Below are 17,474 nucleotides of genomic sequence, written 5' to 3'. Positions count from 1 at the left end.
GGCTGTATGCCATAAGCTTATTATTGGGTGTAAAACACAACGAGGCAGCCGGGCAGTTAATCCTTATCTGTGATTGCCTAACAACCTTACCAAAAATACCTACTGCTTAAAGCTTATTGCCTAAGGCTAAGTAGTCACAAAACTCCTATCTTTTAGTAGTATAGTTAGGGGCTTCTTTCGCAATCTGAATATCGTGAGGGTGGCTCTCGCGCATCCCCGCAGCGCTGATTCTGACAAACTGCGCTTTCTGTAACTGCTCAATATCAGGAGCACCACAGTAACCCATGCCCGCCTTGAGTCCTCCTACCAACTGATAAAGCACTTCGGCTACTTTGCCTTTGTAAGGCACGCGCCCTACGATTCCTTCAGGTACAAGCTTTTTGATATCATCTTCGGCATCTTGGAAATAGCGGTCTTTGGAACCATCTTCCATCGCCTCTACCGAACCCATACCACGATAGGATTTGAAACGGCGTCCTTCGTATAGGATCTCTTCACCAGGGGCTTCGTCGGTACCAGCTAAAAGCGAGCCAATCATAACGGTGCTTCCCCCGCCCGCAATCGCCTTCACAACATCACCAGAGTAGCGAATACCCCCATCTGCAATGACGGGTACTCCGCTACCTTCTATAGCTTTGGCCGATTCATACACTGCCGAAAGCTGTGGCATTCCAATCCCCGCAATGATACGAGTCGTACAGATACTACCTGGGCCTACCCCTACTTTTACGGCATCGGCACCGGCGTCTACCAAGGCTTTGGCGGCCTCACCCGTAGCGATGTTACCCACGATGACATCCAATTGCGGAAACTGATTCTTTACACCTTTGAGGGCATCTATTACTCCACGTGAGTGGCCATGCGCAGTATCGATGCTTACGACATCTACACCCGCTTTGAGAAGAGCTTCTACTCGACGAATGAGATCTGGTGTAACACCCACTGCTGCACCCACTCTTAGACGTCCAATCGAATCTTTGCAAGCATTGGGGCGATCTTTCCGCTTGATAATATCGCGATAAGTAATCAAACCTACCAATTTACCGCCACGATCTACAATAGGAAGTTTTTCAATTTTATATTCTTGTAAGATGCTTTCGGCCTCTTCCAAGTCAATGCCCTCTGGTCCTACGATGAGGTTGTCTTTTGTCATAATTTCGACTACCCCTTTTGTCAAATCTTTCTGAAAACGCAAATCACGGTTGGTCACAATTCCAATCAGCTTGCTATGGGAATCTACCACCGGAATGCCGCCAATTTTAAACTCCGACATGATACGGTGAGCATCACGGAGTGTAGCCTCTTCGTTGAGTGTAATGGGATCCACTATCATTCCACTTTGCGAACGTTTCACTTTTCGAACCTGAGCGGCTTGCTCCTCCACACTCATGTTTTTGTGAATCATCCCAATTCCCCCTTCTTGTGCCATAGCGATGGCGAGTTCGTACTCAGTAACGGTATCCATGGCGGCCGACACCAATGGAACGTTCAAACGGATGTTGCGTGTAAGCTGTGCTTGCGTGTTGGTATCACGCGGTAAAACTTCAGAATAAGCGGGGACGAGCAGTACGTCGTCGTAAGTGAGAGCCTCGTAGAGGAATTTGGATGTGTCTGAGAACATAGCAAATGAACGATTCGTTATTTGCCGCGTAAAATTACAGTAAATTTTTGTGATGTTAAAATCTTGTTGGTTTTTAACGGAAAAATAATCTTGGTTTCGTTTCCCTCTTTTTTCCCGTACCTTTGTGGACTTTTTAGAAAAAGGGAACAAAAAGCAGTTTTTTTACATCCAAACACTGCTTACAAACCACTACAACTCAATTATTATAGTCAAGTGAAAAATTTCATCGAAGAATTACGTTGGCGCGGGATGCTGCAAGACATGATGCCCGGTACAGAAGAGCAACTCCAAAAAGGTATTACTACTGCTTATATTGGATTTGACCCTACTGCGTCGTCGTTGCACATTGGCAATTTGGCCACGGTTATGCTGCTCAAGCATTTTCAGTTGTGCGGCCATAAGCCTATTGCGCTTGTGGGCGGTGCTACTGGTATGGTAGGCGACCCTTCTGGCAAAGCAGCTGAGAGGTCTTTTCTTTCGGAAGAAACGCTTCGCTACAACGAATCCTGCATCAAAAAACAATTGGAGCAGTTTTTGGATTTTGAGAGTAGCGAAAACCCCGCCGAAATTGTCAACAATTACGACTGGTTTAAAGGTATCGGTTTCTTGGAGTTTTTGCGTGAAGCAGGCAAGTATATTACCGTCAATTATATGTCGGCCAAAGACTCCGTTAAAAAAAGACTAGAAACAGGAATTTCCTTTACTGAGTTTAGCTACCAACTATTGCAGGGATACGATTTTTATTGGCTATATAAAAACAAGAACGTGCGTCTCCAAATGGGAGGCTCCGACCAATGGGGCAACATCACTACGGGAACGGAACTGATTCGTCGCAAAGAAAACAACAACGACGAAACTGCCGAGCACCGCGCCTTTGCCCTGACCACTCCCCTCGTAACCAAAGCCGACGGGACCAAGTTTGGCAAAAGCGAAAGCGGAAACGTGTGGCTCGACCCCAAAATGACCTCACCGTATCAATTTTATCAGTTTTGGCTCAAATGTACTGATGCCGATTGTCCTCGACTTTTACGGGTTTTCACACTCTATAGCCGTGAAGAAATAGAAGCATTAGAAGAACAACACAAGGGTGCGGAGCATTTACATATCATGCAAAAAGCCCTTGCCAAAGACGTCACAATTCGTGTACATTCACAAGAGGCTTATGAAATGGCCGTGGCTGCTTCCGATATTTTGTATGGCAAAGGCACGCTCGAAACTCTTCAAAGCATGGATGAAGATACTTTTAAGTCAGTGTTTGAGGGAGTAGCCCAAACCCACATCTCTCGTGATGCCTACGAAAGCTGTACTTCAGTTACTGATTTGGTGTCCGTAGTAACTAATCATGAGATTTATCCATCAAAAAGCGAAGCCAGACGGGCTATCCAAGGCAATGCTCTTAGTATCAATAAAACCAAGATAAGCGATCCCAATGCAACCCCTAATTTTGACTTGTTACAGGGGAAATATCTACTGATATCAAAGGGCAAAAAAAACCACCTGATTTTAGTCTACTAGTCTATCGCTTTCTAGTCAATTATCAAAAACGCCTATAAAAATAGGCGTTTTTTTATTTTGTCGTTTTGGAATATTTAAAAGACAGAATAGAATATTTATTGATTAATACACTGAAAATCAATGATTTACAAACAAATACTTTGCTTTTAAGGATATTATCTAAAAAACATCAGTGTAGAAAAGAGAAAAAAAAATAATAAAAACCGCACGAACCAATATTTTTGGCACGACTATTGAGAAAGGGTATTTTTGTAGATAAAAATACACCAAAACCAATCGCATGGAACACCCTCTATAACCCAAAAGCCATCATGCAGAAATTAAGCCTAAATCAGACTTTACAGCAGAAGCTTTCGCCTCAGCAAATACAGTTCATTAAGCTATTACAAATTCCAACTGCGGAATTGGAGACTCGTGTAGAGGAAGAGCTGGAAATCAATCCAGCATTAGAAGAAGGAATGGATGAGGAGCTAAACAGCAAAGATGAATACAGTGACGACAATGACGAAGACTATGATGATGATTATAGTCATCGAGACGACATCAGTCTAGATGATTATCTACATCAAGACGAATACGCAGGCTATAAGATGCACAGTGATGGCGCTTTTGGCGAAGAAGAGAGGGAGATGCCGATCGCGACTATGCATACCCTTCATGATGCGCTAATACAACAATTTGGCTTTTTAAGGCTTAATGAACGTCAAAACACCATCGGAATGCAGCTTTTAGGGAGTATTGAAAACGACGGTTACATCCGTCGCTCTTTACAAGCGATTGTACACGATTTAGCTTTTTCACAGGGGTTTTATTGCAGTGTTGAAGAAGTAGAGCAAGTCTTAAAAAAGATCCAGACCTTCGACCCTCCAGGCATTGGAGCACGTAATCTGCAAGAGTGTTTGTTGCTTCAATTGGACCGCAAAGACCCCAATGATTCTCATGTTACTTACGCAATCAAAGTAATAGAAGACTTCTTTGAAGAGTTTTCGAAAAAGCACTACGAAAAAATTCAGAAACGTCTTAGCATCAACGATCAGCAGATGAAATGCGTCATCAGTCTGATCACGAAGCTCAATCCTAAACCTGGCTCAGTAGAAGGCGAAGATGGTTTGGCACAATATTTGGTGCCCGATTTTTGGGTCAATAATACCAACGGCAAGCTAGAAGTACATCTTAATGCCAAAAATGCTCCAGAGTTGCGAATCAGTCGTTCTTTTGCCGAAATGCTCGATACTTACGACAAAAGCGACAAATCCAACCGTCATATCCGCGAAACGGTCACGTTTGTTAAACAAAAGTTAGATGCTGCAAAATGGTTCATTGATGCCATCAAACAGCGCCAAAATACTCTTCAACGTACGATGGATGCCATCGTCAATTATCAATACGACTTTTTTTTGGAGGGTGATGAAGCACGCCTGAAACCCATGATTTTGAAAGATATCGCCACTTTGATTGAAATGGATGTCTCTACCGTATCACGGGTAGCCAATAGCAAGGCTGTTCAGACTGAGTTTGGGGTGTATCCCCTCAAATATTTCTTCTCTGAAGGTATCTCAACCGACTATGGCGAAGATGCTAGTAGCCGCGAAGTAAAGTCTATTTTGAAAGAGCTTATCGACAACGAAGCCAAAGGGAATCCTCTATCTGACGACAAACTTGAAAAACTACTCAACGAACGTGGCTACAACATTGCCCGCCGTACAGTAGCCAAATACCGCGAACAACTAAACATTCCTGTCGCGCGTTTGAGAAAACAACTTTAACAAAGAAAGCGACGACATAAAAAAGTAATAGCGAAACGTTACAAATGAATTTCTATTTTTGTAACGATTTTTTCGTTTGTACTCACTTTTAATGTTTTAGTCATCCCTTGAATACGCGTTTAGCTCAGGTATTTTCGGTAGTCCTTCATCCGTTACTGATGCCCACTTTGCTGTTGGGCGTTTTGTTTTTTTTTGCGCCTTCTGTGATTGGGGTTGATATTCTAAGCCCGACCGTACGTGTCACTTTATTGGGATTTGTGAGTATTACTACCTTTGTATTACCTGCTCTCACTATCTATTATCTTTATCGAGCCAAGTATATCAAAAGCCTGCACATGCAAGACCTAGCCGACCGGCGGCTACCTTATTTTGTGACAGCTCTCTTATATGCGCTATCTACTTATTTTTTTACAGTTCAATTAAGGGCTCTTTCAGAAATATCACCCGAAATCGGAATTGTTTTAGGAAGTATTACAGTGTCTATCCTATTGGTCGGAATTATTAGTCTTTCTTGGAAAATCAGTGCGCATGGAGTAGGTATAGGAGGCTGTTTTGGAGCTATTTTGGGAATAGCAGTTAAGTTTTCTCAAACCCAACTTTTGTATCCTTTGGTAATACTGACAGTACTCGTGGGTTTGTTGATTAGCGCCCGTCTTTATCTCAACGCTCATACACCTTTACAAGTAATAGCGGGTTTATCACTCGGAATTTTAGTAAGTTTGCTTACTGTATGGCAATTTGTATGAAAAACTTAAATTTTACCTATTGATGAACTACGAGCATATTCTTTTTGAAATCAACGACGGCGTTGCAAAAATCATTCTTAATCGCCCTCAAGTCTATAATGCACTCAATACAGGTTTGTTACAGGAAATTACAGCTGCTGTCACTGCCGCTGCAACCGATAGCACTATCAGAGTAGTGGTCATAACAGGCGCTGGCGATAAAGCCTTTTGCTCAGGAGCAGATCTCAAAGAAGGTATGCGTGATAATAACAATTTGGGAGATTCGCTTCGTCAATATTATAATCCTATGATTTTGGCCATTCGTTCTATCCCCAAACCAGTGATTTGTCGGCTCAACGGCGTGGCAGCTGGTGCGGGATGTTCGTTAGCACTCGCTTGTGATGTGGTGATTGCTGCCGAAAATGCCTATTTGAGTCAAATATTTATCAATATTGGATTAATGCCCGATGCCGGTTCTACCTTCTTCTTACCAAGACTTGTAGGAATGCAGCGCGCCTTCGAAATTGCTTCTACAGGCCGTAAAGTGACCTCCACCGAAGCTGCTCAGCTTGGTTTAATCACCAAAGTAGTTAAGGCTAGCGAGCTAGATATTGAAATTTGTGAAGTGATTACTTACTATCGAAACGCTCCCACGCAGGCAATCGGAGCCATGAAAAAAGCCCTCAATCAGTCGATTTATTCTAATCTGGATGAAATGCTCGAACTAGAAGCCGAATCGCAAGAAAAACTGAGCCACACCTATGACGCTGGCGAGGGAATTATGGCTTTTTTACAGAAAAGAAAAGCCAAATACCGCGGCAAATAGATGCTTTCATTTTATCATTACTACAACAATGCTGATTAGGATTGTAAGAATGACTTTTATTCCCGAAAAGGTAAACGAATTTTTAGTCATTTTCGAACAATCAAAACACCAAATTCGGGCCATGAAAGGTTGTCATCATTTAGAGCTATGGCAAGATTATACACTTCCCAATGTATTTGTTACGCACAGTCATTGGGAAGATGATGACGCTCTTAATCATTATCGCAATTCGGAGTTGTTTAGAAGTACTTGGAACAAAACAAAAGTCCTATTTGCAGATAAGCCCGTTGCCTTTTCTTCTAAAAGTAGCGAAATAGTGTAGCGTTTTATCCAAAAAGTGCTTTCAGTTCGGTAGCGTCGGCTGGATTCATACGTCCAGCGAGCACAAGTCTCAACTGCCGGCGGCGTAGTGCACTCTGATACAACTTCTCTTCTTCTTCAGTTTCGGCTACGGCGGGAGCTACTTCAATCGGTCTTCCGCTTTGATCTACGGCCACAAAAGTATAAAAAGCCGAATTGGTATGCACAGCCTTCTCGCCTGCCGATATATTTTGAGCGCTCACTTTGATATGTACTTCCATCGAAGAGTTGAAAGCCCGTGTAACTTGTGCCTCAAAAGTCACAATATTACCTAGTTTAATAGGCTCAGCAAAAGATACGTTGTCTACGGAGGCAGTCACTACGGTACGGTTAGCATGTTTTTGAGCGGCAATAGCCGCGCAAATATCCATCCAATGTAACAGCCGCCCTCCCATGAGGTTGTTGAGCGTATTGGTATCATTAGGTAAAACCATTTCGGTCATGATGGTGTGGGACTCGCGAGCAAACTTAGGCTGAGGCATAAAGTTGTTAGTTGTTGATTTATCTGTAAAAGTAGATCGTCTTATAATTTCATTTACAAGTATTATGAAAGAGGTCACAAATTTAATTCTAAAGTCCCAAACCACAACCCACCGAACCATTTCACTCAGAGGTATGTTACTTAAGCACTATATCATACATCTGTTAATAAAGTATTTGAGTTTCCCAATAACTTCGTATATGTTATGAGTCAATTCATGGTCGAATTTATATTGCCAAGAGAAATGCCAGAAGATTTTTTGGCTAAAATCCCACATCAACGTCTCAAAATCAATCAGTTGATGGAAAGTGGCAAAATCACTGCCTATTCGTTATCTAGCGATCGCTCTAAGCTTTGGTGCGTAGTCAATGCCAAAAATGAATTTGATGTAATGGAGATTATTTCGGAATTCCCACTGATTGATTTTATGCATCCTACTATCTTTGAATTGATGTTTAACAACACCGCCACGGCAGTCAAATTGCCCATGTTTTCATTAAACTAATCAACTTTGGTAAGTAATATGCTTATCTTTGGGGAAAAATTACAGCCGTGACACCTTTCGATACTTTTACCCAACTTCAAACTCACTCACACCAAAGCGCCCAGTCCTTTCACCAACTTTATCAACGTCTTTCTTGGATGAGGTTGCTGTTTTTTATAGGTACTATATCTCTGTGCTGGTCACTGTACGAATCCTATTTATTGGCAGCCCTTATATGTGGGCTAGTGGGTATCTTGCTTTTTGGAATTTTGCTAAAAAAACACCAGCAAGTTAGCCACAAAAGGAATTTACAGAGGGCATTGGCAGATATCAATCACGAAGAAATCGCCCGCCTTTCACTAGCGTTTTTGCGCCCTGAGACTGGCGAAAATTTTATTCCAACTCATCATCCCTACTGTACAGATTTAGATATTTTCGGAAAGCACTCTCTTTTTCGATTACTCAATCGCGCTCATACTCACCCTGGTATGCAGACACTTGCCAAATGGCTACTCGCGCCTTCTGACCTTATCGAAATCACGATGCGTCAGCTTGCCATTACAGAACTTACCCCCCTACTCGATTGGCGGCAGAATATAGAGGCCACTGCTCGTATAGAAAAGCAAGTATCTCAATCACCAGATTTTCTACAAAATTGGCTTCAAGCAGGCGAAAATCAATCTATTGTAAGATGGCGCTCTTGGCGGATACTTCCCGTATTCTCAATAAGTATAATTGTCGGGGCTTTTATGGGTTTGATTCCGTGGCTAGTAGTCATCCTCGTACTTGGTTTTCATGGTTATATTTTGGGTAGATTGAACGCATCCGTCAAACTCTATGCCGAACAATCCCAACAAATCGTTGACACTTTCAAAGCCTACGGGCATATTTTATCCCAAATAGAACAGCAGCCTTTCAAAGCTGATAAACTCAAGCAATTACAAAAACAACTAACTTCTTCTAGTCAAACCGCTTCGGCCTCTATCCAACAACTTGCTCAATATACTGAAAATCTCAATTTTAGGCTTAATCCCTATTTTATGTTGGCTATAGGGCTACCTACTTTGTGGGATTTACAATGGATGACCAAGCTAGAAGATTGGAAAAAAGTACATAAGCAGGATTTAGAGACATGGCTAGGGGTGTTGGGGGAAATTGAAGCGCTCAATAGTCTCGCTGGCTATGCCTATGCCAATCCTGAGCTTCCTTTTGCTAGGTTTGATTCACGCCCTTTCCATTTTAAAGCTTCCCAGTTGGGGCACCCACTTTTATCCGTTTCCAAGCGCGTCTCTAATGATTTTGAAGCCAATCATGTAGGCCAAACTTATCTTATTACGGGGTCTAATATGTCGGGAAAAAGTACTTTTCTCAGAACCGTAGGGCTCAATATCGTGATGGCACTTACAGGATCGGTAGTATGTGCAAAATCTTTAGATACTTCTTTGGTCAGGGTTTTTACGAGTATGCGTACGCAAGATTCTCTGGAAGAAAACACTTCTTCTTTTTATGCAGAACTCAAAAGGCTCAAAGCCCTGCTCGAACTCACTCAAACGGGCAGTGTACCCGTTTTTTATTTTTTAGACGAAATCCTCAAAGGGACCAATTCTTCCGACCGCCATCGGGGAGCCGAGGCCTTGATTCTTCAACTTCATCAGTCCAATGCCTCAGGTTTTGTATCTACTCATGATTTGGAATTAAGCCAAATGGCAGATGAGCATTCTTTTGTTCACAACCACAGTTTTTATTCTACTTTCAAAGACGGTAAGCTTTTGTTTGACTATCAATTACAAGAAGGCGCTTGCAAAGAATTTAATGCCACAGCATTGATGCAACAAATCGGTATTAAAATTTAGAGAATTAAAATGCCGAATTTGAAACAAAATTCAAGAAGGAATTACTGTAGGTTTCGTATTTTTCTTGATCGACTTGGTACAAATAAGCTCCTTTTTTAGATGATTTTTGTTTCTCTTTCAATTTTACCAACAAACGTGTCGATAATATTTTTCGGCTAAAATTTCGTTTATCAAAAGTAGTTTGAAAGATAGCTTCATAGAGTTTTTGTAACTGCGGAATCGTAAATTTTTCGGGTAATAACTCAAATCCAAGCGGATGCAAAGCGGCCTTATACCGTAGCTTATTGATAGCCAAATCTATCATTTGGCGGTGGTCAAAAAGTAGTTCTTTGGGCATCTTACTTACCGGAAACCATTCCGCATGATAGGCTTGCGAGAGCGTAGAGTCGATGTGTTCGATATTAATCAGTGCAAAATAAGCTACCGATACAGTTCGCTCTATCGGATCCCGATCCACATCGCCAAAGGTATACAATTGCTCTAAATATACGTTTTTGAGACCCGTTAGCTCAAACAAAATTCGCTCAGCCGACCGCTCTAGGTTTTCGTTGGGAGCGAGCCATCCACCCATCAGTGACCATGTTTGTACGGTAGGGTTTGGCCCTCTTTTTACCAATAAGATTTTTAATTGCTCGCCATCAAATCCAAAAATAATGGAATCCAAAGCCACAAGACATTTGGGCTGTTTACTGTAAGAAGCCTTATCAAGCATATAATACTATTTTCATCATAGGTAAGAAGACGAAAATTAGTATTTTTTACTTTATACCCCAATAGTGTCGCCTTCATCAGCAGGGATTTTTTCTTCAATATACCCAATGATGAGGTCTGCCACATTGATGCCCGTTGTTTTTTGGATACCTTCAAGGCCGGGCGAAGAATTTACTTCCATAATCATCGGTCCACGATTCGACTGAATCATATCCACTCCAGCTACCTTGAGTCCTAAGGCCTTAGCAGATTGTAGAGCGGCTTTTTCTTCTTCTTGAGACAAAACAATGGCCTCTGCTTTTCCGCCCAGATGTAAATTTGAACGAAAATCGCCCGGCTGTCCCTGACGACGCATAGCCGCCACCACTTTATTTCCAATCACAAACGCTCTTACATCAGCGCCGTTGGATTCAGCAATGTATTCTTGAATCAAAACATTGGTTTTCAGCCCATAAAAAGCCTCAATAGTCGATTTGGCTGCTTTGCCTGACTCGGCCAAGACGACCCCTACGCCTTGGGTTCCTTCTAGTAGTTTGATAATAACGGGAGGCCCTCCCACAAGCTTGATCAAGTTGTCAATATCTTTGGTCTGATTGGCAAAAACCGTCTTGGGTATTTGAACTCCTGCTTTGGACAAGATTTGCAGGCTCCTTAGTTTGTTTCGAGACCTCATGATAGCCTGCGACTTAACGGTTGTAAAAATCTTCATCATTTCAAACTGCCTGACCACCGCACAGCCATAATCAGTAACAGAGGCGCCTATCCGGGGGATAATAGCATCAATCCCCTCAATAATTTGGTTGTTGTATAAAAGTACTGGTTTTTCTTCCTCAATCATTACATGACATAGCGAGTGATTGATAATCACCCCTTCATGTCCTCGTTTTCGAATGGCTTCCAACAGTTTTTTGGTAGAATATAACTTTGAGTTAGCGGAGAGAATCGCAATTTTCATAATTAATTGATAGTCAATAAAATTCCGTTTGTTTATCAAATAAATACACAAACAAACGCGGCAAAATTAAAAGGAAGTATGGTGAAGTAATATTACGATTTTGTTAATCAATCAAGCGAATAATCTAGACGGGGGTAGCAAGTAATTTCTGAGTGTAAGAGACATTTTCTAAGCTTACATCTACCACAAAACGGTTACGAAGCAATTTGCGGCCTATCAAAACCGGATATCGCATTTGTTGGCGGTCGGCAAGCGAAAATTCGGTCAAAAATGTTTTACCAAACAATGCAACTTTTGTTTTAATAACATAGCGCATTTCAGTCTGTCCAAAAGAGTTTTTGATGGCTTTTAACTCAAAATGATTTGTTTCAAATTTTTGATGTTTTTCGCCACGATGCGCAGGTAAATAAAAAGTCAACGTTTCTTTAATAAGTTGTACTTTATAACAATGAATCGCTGAAGTATAAGCGCCAGTATCTACTTTAGCCCGTACATCCGTTATCCCCAAATCGGGAAAATCTACCACATCGTTACGGCCAATCACCCATTTTTTGGGTCTAATTACAGTTTTAAGCTTTTTCTTTTTTGTTTTCACTATTGTGGCAACTATCGTATCGTCAAAGATACATTAAGATAAGGTAAAGGGTTCCGGTATAGTGACATTTTCTTAAAGTAAGCTAATTTATCATTAGTTTTGGTCAATATAACACCTAGAAAATTGTAATAATTGCAGTAAAATTGTAACTTTACATACAGTAATATTTGACTAACCTAAAAATGAGCCTTAGTATCGATTACAACTCTATTCCTACAGTTGAGGTTCCGGTGCGGATTTTGAAAGAGGAAGTGAATGAATTAGAGGAGGTAGAAAGTCCGGCAGACGTAGAGTTTTTTATTCGTCAGGCATTTCAATCTAACCCCCAACTTGGGTGTGAGCTACTTTATCGCTCATACTATCAGCCCCTTTGTAGTCATGCAGTGAGGTTCCTTTATTCCAAAACCATCGCTGAAGATTTAGTATCTGACATCTTTTATCAATTTTATTCCAAAGAGACCTATCGCGAAGTAACGACCTCTTTCAGGGCTTATTTGTACAAAACGGTACGCCACCGTGCCTACAATTATCTGCAAAGGGAATCTAAACGTATGACAGGCTTGGAGATTTTAGAAAATTCTTCTGACGACGTCATCTCTCAGCCCGACTTAGTTACTCAATACGAAGAACTGTATCAAGAAATCGAAAAAACAATCAGCAACCTTCCCTCACAACAACGCAAGATTTATTTGATGTATCGGTTTGAAGGCAAAAAATATGCTGAAATCGCCGATATACTCCAATTATCGTTGCGCACGATTGAAGTTCAGATTAGAAAAGCTAATCACACACTCAGAGATATGTTGAGAGCAAAAGGCATTACAATACTGAGTTTTGTCACCGCTCTATTGGCTGATTTCTAGCAAAATTTATCTTTTTCTAAAAAATTTTAAATCTGGTATAAGGGTTTGTAGATAGCACATGTGTCTATCCTATGAAAGTAATACTAAAAGCCCTTAAAATACCATTTTGTGAGACAAATTTTTGTTACTAAACCCCTTCTTTTTGATTATTTTGCTGGTCAAGTTACCGCTCTTCAACGCTCTCAAATAGAAGAATGGGCTCTAGACCCTTCAAACGAAGAGTTTTTCTATTTGTGTCTTCATGAATGGGAATTGAGCAGACCTATGTATCAGGCAAACCTGCCTGAAGGCATAGAGCGGTTCCATAAGCAACTAGAGATGCCTTCTTTAGCTAATGAACAACCAACTGAAGCTATTGAAAAAAGACAATTGAAAAACAAGTGGTGGAACTGGGGTATCCAACTTACTGCCGCAAGTTTTTTACTTATTTCACTCGTCACTCTGTGGCTCTATCAAGAGCAAATTTTCACCAAAACATATACCACCAATTATGGTCAAACCCAATCTTTTACCCTAGAAGATGGCAGTAAAGTATCCTTGAATGCTAATTCGTCGTTGAGTGTTCCACGCTTTGGGTTTGGGAGCTCTACTCGCACTGTCTTTTTGAAAGGAGAGGCGGATTTTTCCGTAGTTCATACCAAAGACGACAAACGATTTTTAGTAAAGACAGGGGCCTCTTTTGATGTAGAAGTACTCGGAACCGAGTTTACGGTGTTGGCACGGGAAGATCAATCAAAAGTGGTACTTACCAAAGGCAAGGTCAATATTCAGTATCGTTCTAAAAACCAACGTCCACAGCTTTTTACCATGAAACCTGGGGATTTGGTATCCCTTACCGATAAGGGAAACATGGAAGTAAAAAAAGTGCTTCACCCCGAAAATTATTCCGCGTGGAAAAACAATCGCTTTGTATTTGACAAAACTAACCTAAAAGAAATTGTTACACTTCTTCAAAATAACTACGGCATCCGGGCCCAAATAGAAGACAAAGAATTGCTCGATTATTCTTTGTCTGGCTCATTTCAAGCCCGCAATGCCGAAGAGTTATTAACGGCTTTATCCGAAATTCTACCAGTTTCTATTCAACAGAAAGACAAACAAGTAATCTTCAAGTCAATTCATTAACCAATCTTAACTAACAATTAATTTATTTTATCTACTATGACAAAAATGAGCTACAAAATGAGGCTAATTGGCGTCCCTCTAGCAGCAATGATGGTAGGGCAGCCCATTAGTCAAGCACAAAACATGGAGCGCTCTCCTCTAGCGCACCATACCCCTGCTCCCGAAAGGAAAGGGACCAAAAGCTTGAAAAAAGTCTTAAACGACTTACGTCATCACTATAAGGTAGACATTTTGTTTTCTGACCAAATGGTTGAGCCTTATATTGTATCAGCAAATGAGCTTAACTACAAGGAAGGACTCGAAAAAAACATCGAGACACTATTGAAACCATTAGGTTTGGGGTATCGTAAAAGTAGCGACGGTTCTTATGTAGTGACTCGTTCTGGAAAAGTTGAAAAACAAACTGCCATTCCTACGGTAGCCGTAGGAAATTTAACCGCTTCTATCAATCCTACCCTCACTCCTGAAGGAACTGCAAGCCGCACGCAGACTGCCTTGGCACAAGTGAAAGGTAAAGTAGCCGACGAGCAAGGTCAAGGACTTCCTGGAGTAAGTGTATTAGTAAAAGGTACTACGCTTGGAACAGTAACTGACAACGAAGGTAATTATACATTAAACTTCACCAATGACAATGCCATTTTGGTGTTCTCATTTATCGGTTATCTTCCACAAGAAGTTCCTGTTAATGGACGCAATAGCATCAACGTTACATTGATGGTAGATGTGAAAGCCCTTAACGAGGTAGTCGTGGTGGGTTATGGTGTTCAGAAGAAAGAAACCGTAACGGGTTCGGTTGTGAGTGTAAAAGGGGGTGACTTGGTAAAATCGCCCGCCGTAAACCTCTCCCAATCTCTCGCCGGTCGTCTTCCTGGGGTAGTAGCTACCAACCGTAGTGGTGAGCCAGGCTATGACGGAGCGGGTATCCGTATTCGTGGGTCAAACACCCTCGGAAACAACGACGCCCTTATCGTAATCGATGGTATTCCAGGTCGTGCGGGTGGTTTGGATCGCCTCAACCCTGCTGATATCGAAACTATCTCCGTCTTGAAAGATGCATCGGCTGCTATCTACGGTGCTCGTGCTGCCAACGGGGTTATTTTGATTACTACCAAAAGAGGTAAATCTGGGAAACCTGAGCTTTCTTACTCATTTAACCAAGGTTGGGCACAACCTACCCAATTGCCCAAGCTAGCCAATGCTGCTCAATATACTGAGATGCTCAATGACTTGGATATTTATGGATTGCCTGCCAGCGAATGGGCAGCTGCTACTGCAGCTTACAAGTCAACAGGGGTATATACTACCGCTGCTGGTGCTCAGCGTAAAGCTCCTTTCCAACCCGAAGATTTCCAAAAATACCGTGATGGCTCAGATCCTTGGGGACACCCTGATACCGACTGGTATGGCTCTACCCTCAAAACATGGTCGCCTCAAACTCGCCACAATGTACAATTGAATGGTGGCTCAGAAAATGTGAAGTACTTGGCTTCTTTGGGTTATCAAAACCAAGACGGGAACTATATCAATTCAGCAACTGGCTATAAGCAGTATGATTTCCGTATCAATTTGGACGCCAAAGTAAACAAATACATCAACTTGAATATGGGTGTAACTGGCCGCCAAGAGTCTCGTTTCTTTCCTACCAAAGGTGCTGGTGCGATTTTCCGGATGTTGATGCGTGGAAAACCCCAACAGCCTGCTTACTGGCCTGACGGACGCCCTGGTCCTGACATTGAGAACGGTGAAAACCCTGTTGTCATCACTACCAATGCCACTGGTTATGATAAAGACAAACGTAATTATCTTCAAACCAACGGACAGCTCGACATCAAAATCCCTGGCGTAGAAGGTTTGAAATTTACAGGAACTGCCTCTATCGACATTTTGTCGCGCAACATGCGTCGTTGGGAAACTCCTTGGACTCTATATGAGCGTGGTACTGGCTTTGAAGCCGATGGCGTAACTCCCAAATTGATTGCTAGTAAACGCGGACCTGCCGAGCCTCGCCTTACTTTGACCAACGAAAACCAGCTTAATATTCTTTTAGGAGGTATTCTTACCTATGAGCGTACTTTTGGCGCACACGGTCTAACATTCTTGGCTGGTACAAACAAAGAAACTATCCAAGGTGATAACTTCAACGCTTTCCGTCGTTACTTTATCTCTCCTGCCCTTGATCAAATCTTTGCCGGTGGTGACTTAGAGAAAAACAACGGTGGTGGGGCTTTCGAACGTGCTCGTTTGAACTACTTCGGTCGGGTGGCTTACAACTACAAAGAAAAATACTTAGCTGAATTCTTGTGGCGTTATGACGGCTCAGATATGTTCCCTGAAGCTACACGTTATGGTTTCTTCCCTGGTGCCATGGTGGGCTGGGTACTGTCTGAAGAAGATTTCATCAAAAAATCGCTACCAGTATTCAACTACTTGAAACTCCGCGCTTCTTATGGCCAAATGGGTAACGACCAAGTGTATCTTCCTAACACTACTACTCTTGCTACTTATCAGTACTTGTCTACTTATGGTTTCCGTAGTTATATCATTAACAATACAGAGACTAAGACTTTGTACGAAACACGTGTTCCTAACAACTCCATCACTTGGGAAATCGCTAATAATGCCGATATCGGTTTGGAAGGTCAGTTGCTAAACGGTAAAATCAACTTTGAGTTTGACGTTTTCTCAAACAAACGTACCAACATCTTGTGGTTTAAAAACGCTTCGGTACCTCAATCAACAGGTCTTTCTTTGCCAGCGCAAAACATCGGAGAAGTGGCTAACAAAGGTTGGGAATTCAACATTGGCTATCGCAACCAAGCAGGTGCTTTCAAATATAATGTAAGCGTAAACGGAGGATATGCCAAAAACAAAATCCTTTTCTGGGACGAAGCTCCAGGTGCTCCTGAATGGCAACGCACTACTGGCAAGCCTATGAATACCGAACAAGTTTATTTGTATGATGGCGTATTTAAAGATCAAGCCGAAATCAATGAAAATAAAATTGATTACAAAGCGATCGTAAATACCCTTCGCCCTGGTGATATGAAGTATGTGGACTACAATGGTGATGGTAAAATCACGCCTGACGATAGAGTTCGTACCAATTTCAACAACATCCCCATGTTCCAAGGAGGTTTGAGCTTAATTGCCAGCTACAAAGGTTTTGATGTAAATATCCTTTTCCAAGGTTCGGCAGGTGCTAAACAATACGTAAGCCCTGGTGAAATGGGTAATATTGGTAACTTCCTTTATAGCATGTACAGAGATCGTTGGACGGTAGAAAATCCAAGCAGCGTACACCCTCGTATTGCTAACCGTAGTGACCAATACTTCTCTGGTGGTAACTCTTACTGGTTTAGAAATACGGACTATATCCGTCTCAAAAACTTTGAGCTTGGATATGCCCTTCCTTCAGTACTTACAAGCAAAGTGGGTATGGGAAATGCTCGTATCTACATCAATGGCTTGAACCTTTTCACTATCACCAAATTCGATTCGTTTGACCCTGAATCAAGCTCATCAACTGGTCAATACTATCCTCAGCAGCGTATCATCAATGCTGGTTTGACAGTTTCTTTCTAACAAACATTTTTG

15 protein-coding genes are annotated in these 17,474 nt (G+C 41.8%); 10 read left to right on the top strand and 5 right to left on the bottom strand.

The features are described 5' to 3' along the window. Positions 1-145: 145 nt before the first annotated feature. Entirely contained in the window at positions 146-1,621 is a 1,476-nt protein-coding gene (guaB, locus tag P1X15_RS04850) for an IMP dehydrogenase (RefSeq protein WP_277337016.1), read from the bottom strand. A gap of 213 nt (positions 1,622-1,834) precedes the next feature. Here guaB and tyrS point away from each other — a divergent pair, with 213 nt between their 5' ends. The 5 genes from tyrS to P1X15_RS04825 all read left to right on the top strand — a co-directional run bounded on the left by tyrS (position 1,835) and on the right by P1X15_RS04825 (position 6,775). Continuing rightward, positions 1,835-3,136: a tyrosine--tRNA ligase gene (tyrS, locus tag P1X15_RS04845; protein ID WP_277337015.1), complete on the top strand. Its 1,302-nt coding sequence runs from the start codon at positions 1,835-1,837 to the stop codon at positions 3,134-3,136. 311 nt (positions 3,137-3,447) lie between these two features. Further along, on the top strand, positions 3,448-4,902 hold the full coding sequence (gene rpoN, locus P1X15_RS04840) for an RNA polymerase factor sigma-54 (RefSeq protein ID WP_277337014.1): 1,455 nt from the start codon (positions 3,448-3,450) through the stop codon (positions 4,900-4,902). A 107-nt stretch (positions 4,903-5,009) separates the two neighbouring features. Continuing rightward, complete coding sequence (locus P1X15_RS04835) at positions 5,010-5,648, top strand: hypothetical protein (protein WP_277337013.1); 639 nt, start codon at positions 5,010-5,012, stop codon at positions 5,646-5,648. A gap of 22 nt (positions 5,649-5,670) precedes the next feature. Beyond that, positions 5,671-6,453, top strand: a complete 783-nt coding sequence (locus P1X15_RS04830) for an enoyl-CoA hydratase/isomerase family protein (RefSeq protein WP_277337012.1) — start codon at positions 5,671-5,673, stop codon at positions 6,451-6,453. 28 nt (positions 6,454-6,481) lie between these two features. Continuing rightward, entirely contained in the window at positions 6,482-6,775 is a 294-nt protein-coding gene (locus P1X15_RS04825) for a putative quinol monooxygenase (protein WP_277337011.1), read from the top strand. 4 nt (positions 6,776-6,779) lie between these two features. On the opposite strand, the gene P1X15_RS04820 is transcribed toward P1X15_RS04825, so the two are convergent. Next, a complete protein-coding gene (locus P1X15_RS04820; RefSeq protein WP_277337010.1) occupies positions 6,780-7,295 on the bottom strand; it encodes an acyl-CoA thioesterase in 516 nt (171 codons plus the stop codon). Between the two features lie 204 nt (positions 7,296-7,499). Between P1X15_RS04820 and P1X15_RS04815 the strand changes: the two genes are divergently transcribed. Then, positions 7,500-7,799: a hypothetical protein gene (locus P1X15_RS04815; protein ID WP_277337009.1), complete on the top strand. Its 300-nt coding sequence runs from the start codon at positions 7,500-7,502 to the stop codon at positions 7,797-7,799. A 47-nt stretch (positions 7,800-7,846) separates the two neighbouring features. Then, complete coding sequence (locus P1X15_RS04810; protein WP_277337008.1) at positions 7,847-9,631, top strand: MutS-related protein; 1,785 nt, start codon at positions 7,847-7,849, stop codon at positions 9,629-9,631. A 4-nt stretch (positions 9,632-9,635) separates the two neighbouring features. Here the strand turns inward: P1X15_RS04810 and P1X15_RS04805 are convergent, their stop codons facing one another. From P1X15_RS04805 to P1X15_RS04795, 3 genes are all read right to left on the bottom strand, one after another. Next, the gene (locus P1X15_RS04805; RefSeq protein ID WP_277337007.1) at positions 9,636-10,343 is read right to left on the bottom strand and encodes an NrtR DNA-binding winged helix domain-containing protein; all 708 of its coding nucleotides are present in this window, start codon (positions 10,341-10,343) and stop codon (positions 9,636-9,638) included. 51 nt (positions 10,344-10,394) lie between these two features. After that, positions 10,395-11,297 (bottom strand): 30S ribosomal protein S6--L-glutamate ligase, encoded by a 903-nt coding sequence (rimK, locus tag P1X15_RS04800; RefSeq protein WP_277337006.1) that lies wholly within the window; start codon positions 11,295-11,297, stop codon positions 10,395-10,397. A 124-nt stretch (positions 11,298-11,421) separates the two neighbouring features. Next, complete coding sequence (locus P1X15_RS04795; RefSeq protein WP_277337005.1) at positions 11,422-11,892, bottom strand: RimK/LysX family protein; 471 nt, start codon at positions 11,890-11,892, stop codon at positions 11,422-11,424. A 182-nt stretch (positions 11,893-12,074) separates the two neighbouring features. Here P1X15_RS04795 and P1X15_RS04790 point away from each other — a divergent pair, with 182 nt between their 5' ends. The 3 genes from P1X15_RS04790 (at position 12,075) to P1X15_RS04780 (ending at position 17,462) form a co-directional block, all read left to right on the top strand. Beyond that, positions 12,075-12,755, top strand: coding sequence for a sigma-70 family RNA polymerase sigma factor (locus P1X15_RS04790; protein WP_277337004.1), 681 nt, complete (start codon positions 12,075-12,077; stop codon positions 12,753-12,755). 108 nt (positions 12,756-12,863) lie between these two features. Beyond that, positions 12,864-13,880 carry a FecR family protein gene (locus tag P1X15_RS04785; protein WP_277337003.1) on the top strand — a complete coding sequence of 339 codons (1,017 nt, stop codon included), beginning with the start codon at positions 12,864-12,866 and terminating at the stop codon, positions 13,878-13,880. Positions 13,881-13,937: 57 nt separating this feature from the next. Beyond that, complete coding sequence (locus P1X15_RS04780; protein WP_277337002.1) at positions 13,938-17,462, top strand: TonB-dependent receptor; 3,525 nt, start codon at positions 13,938-13,940, stop codon at positions 17,460-17,462. The last annotated feature ends 12 nt before the right edge of the window (positions 17,463-17,474 follow it).

This window comes from Runella sp. MFBS21 (assembly GCF_029433105.1).
Classification (GTDB): domain Bacteria; phylum Bacteroidota; class Bacteroidia; order Cytophagales; family Spirosomataceae; genus Runella.
Note: the sequence above shows the minus strand (reverse complement) of the source record. Positions and strands in the feature narration are given on the sequence as shown.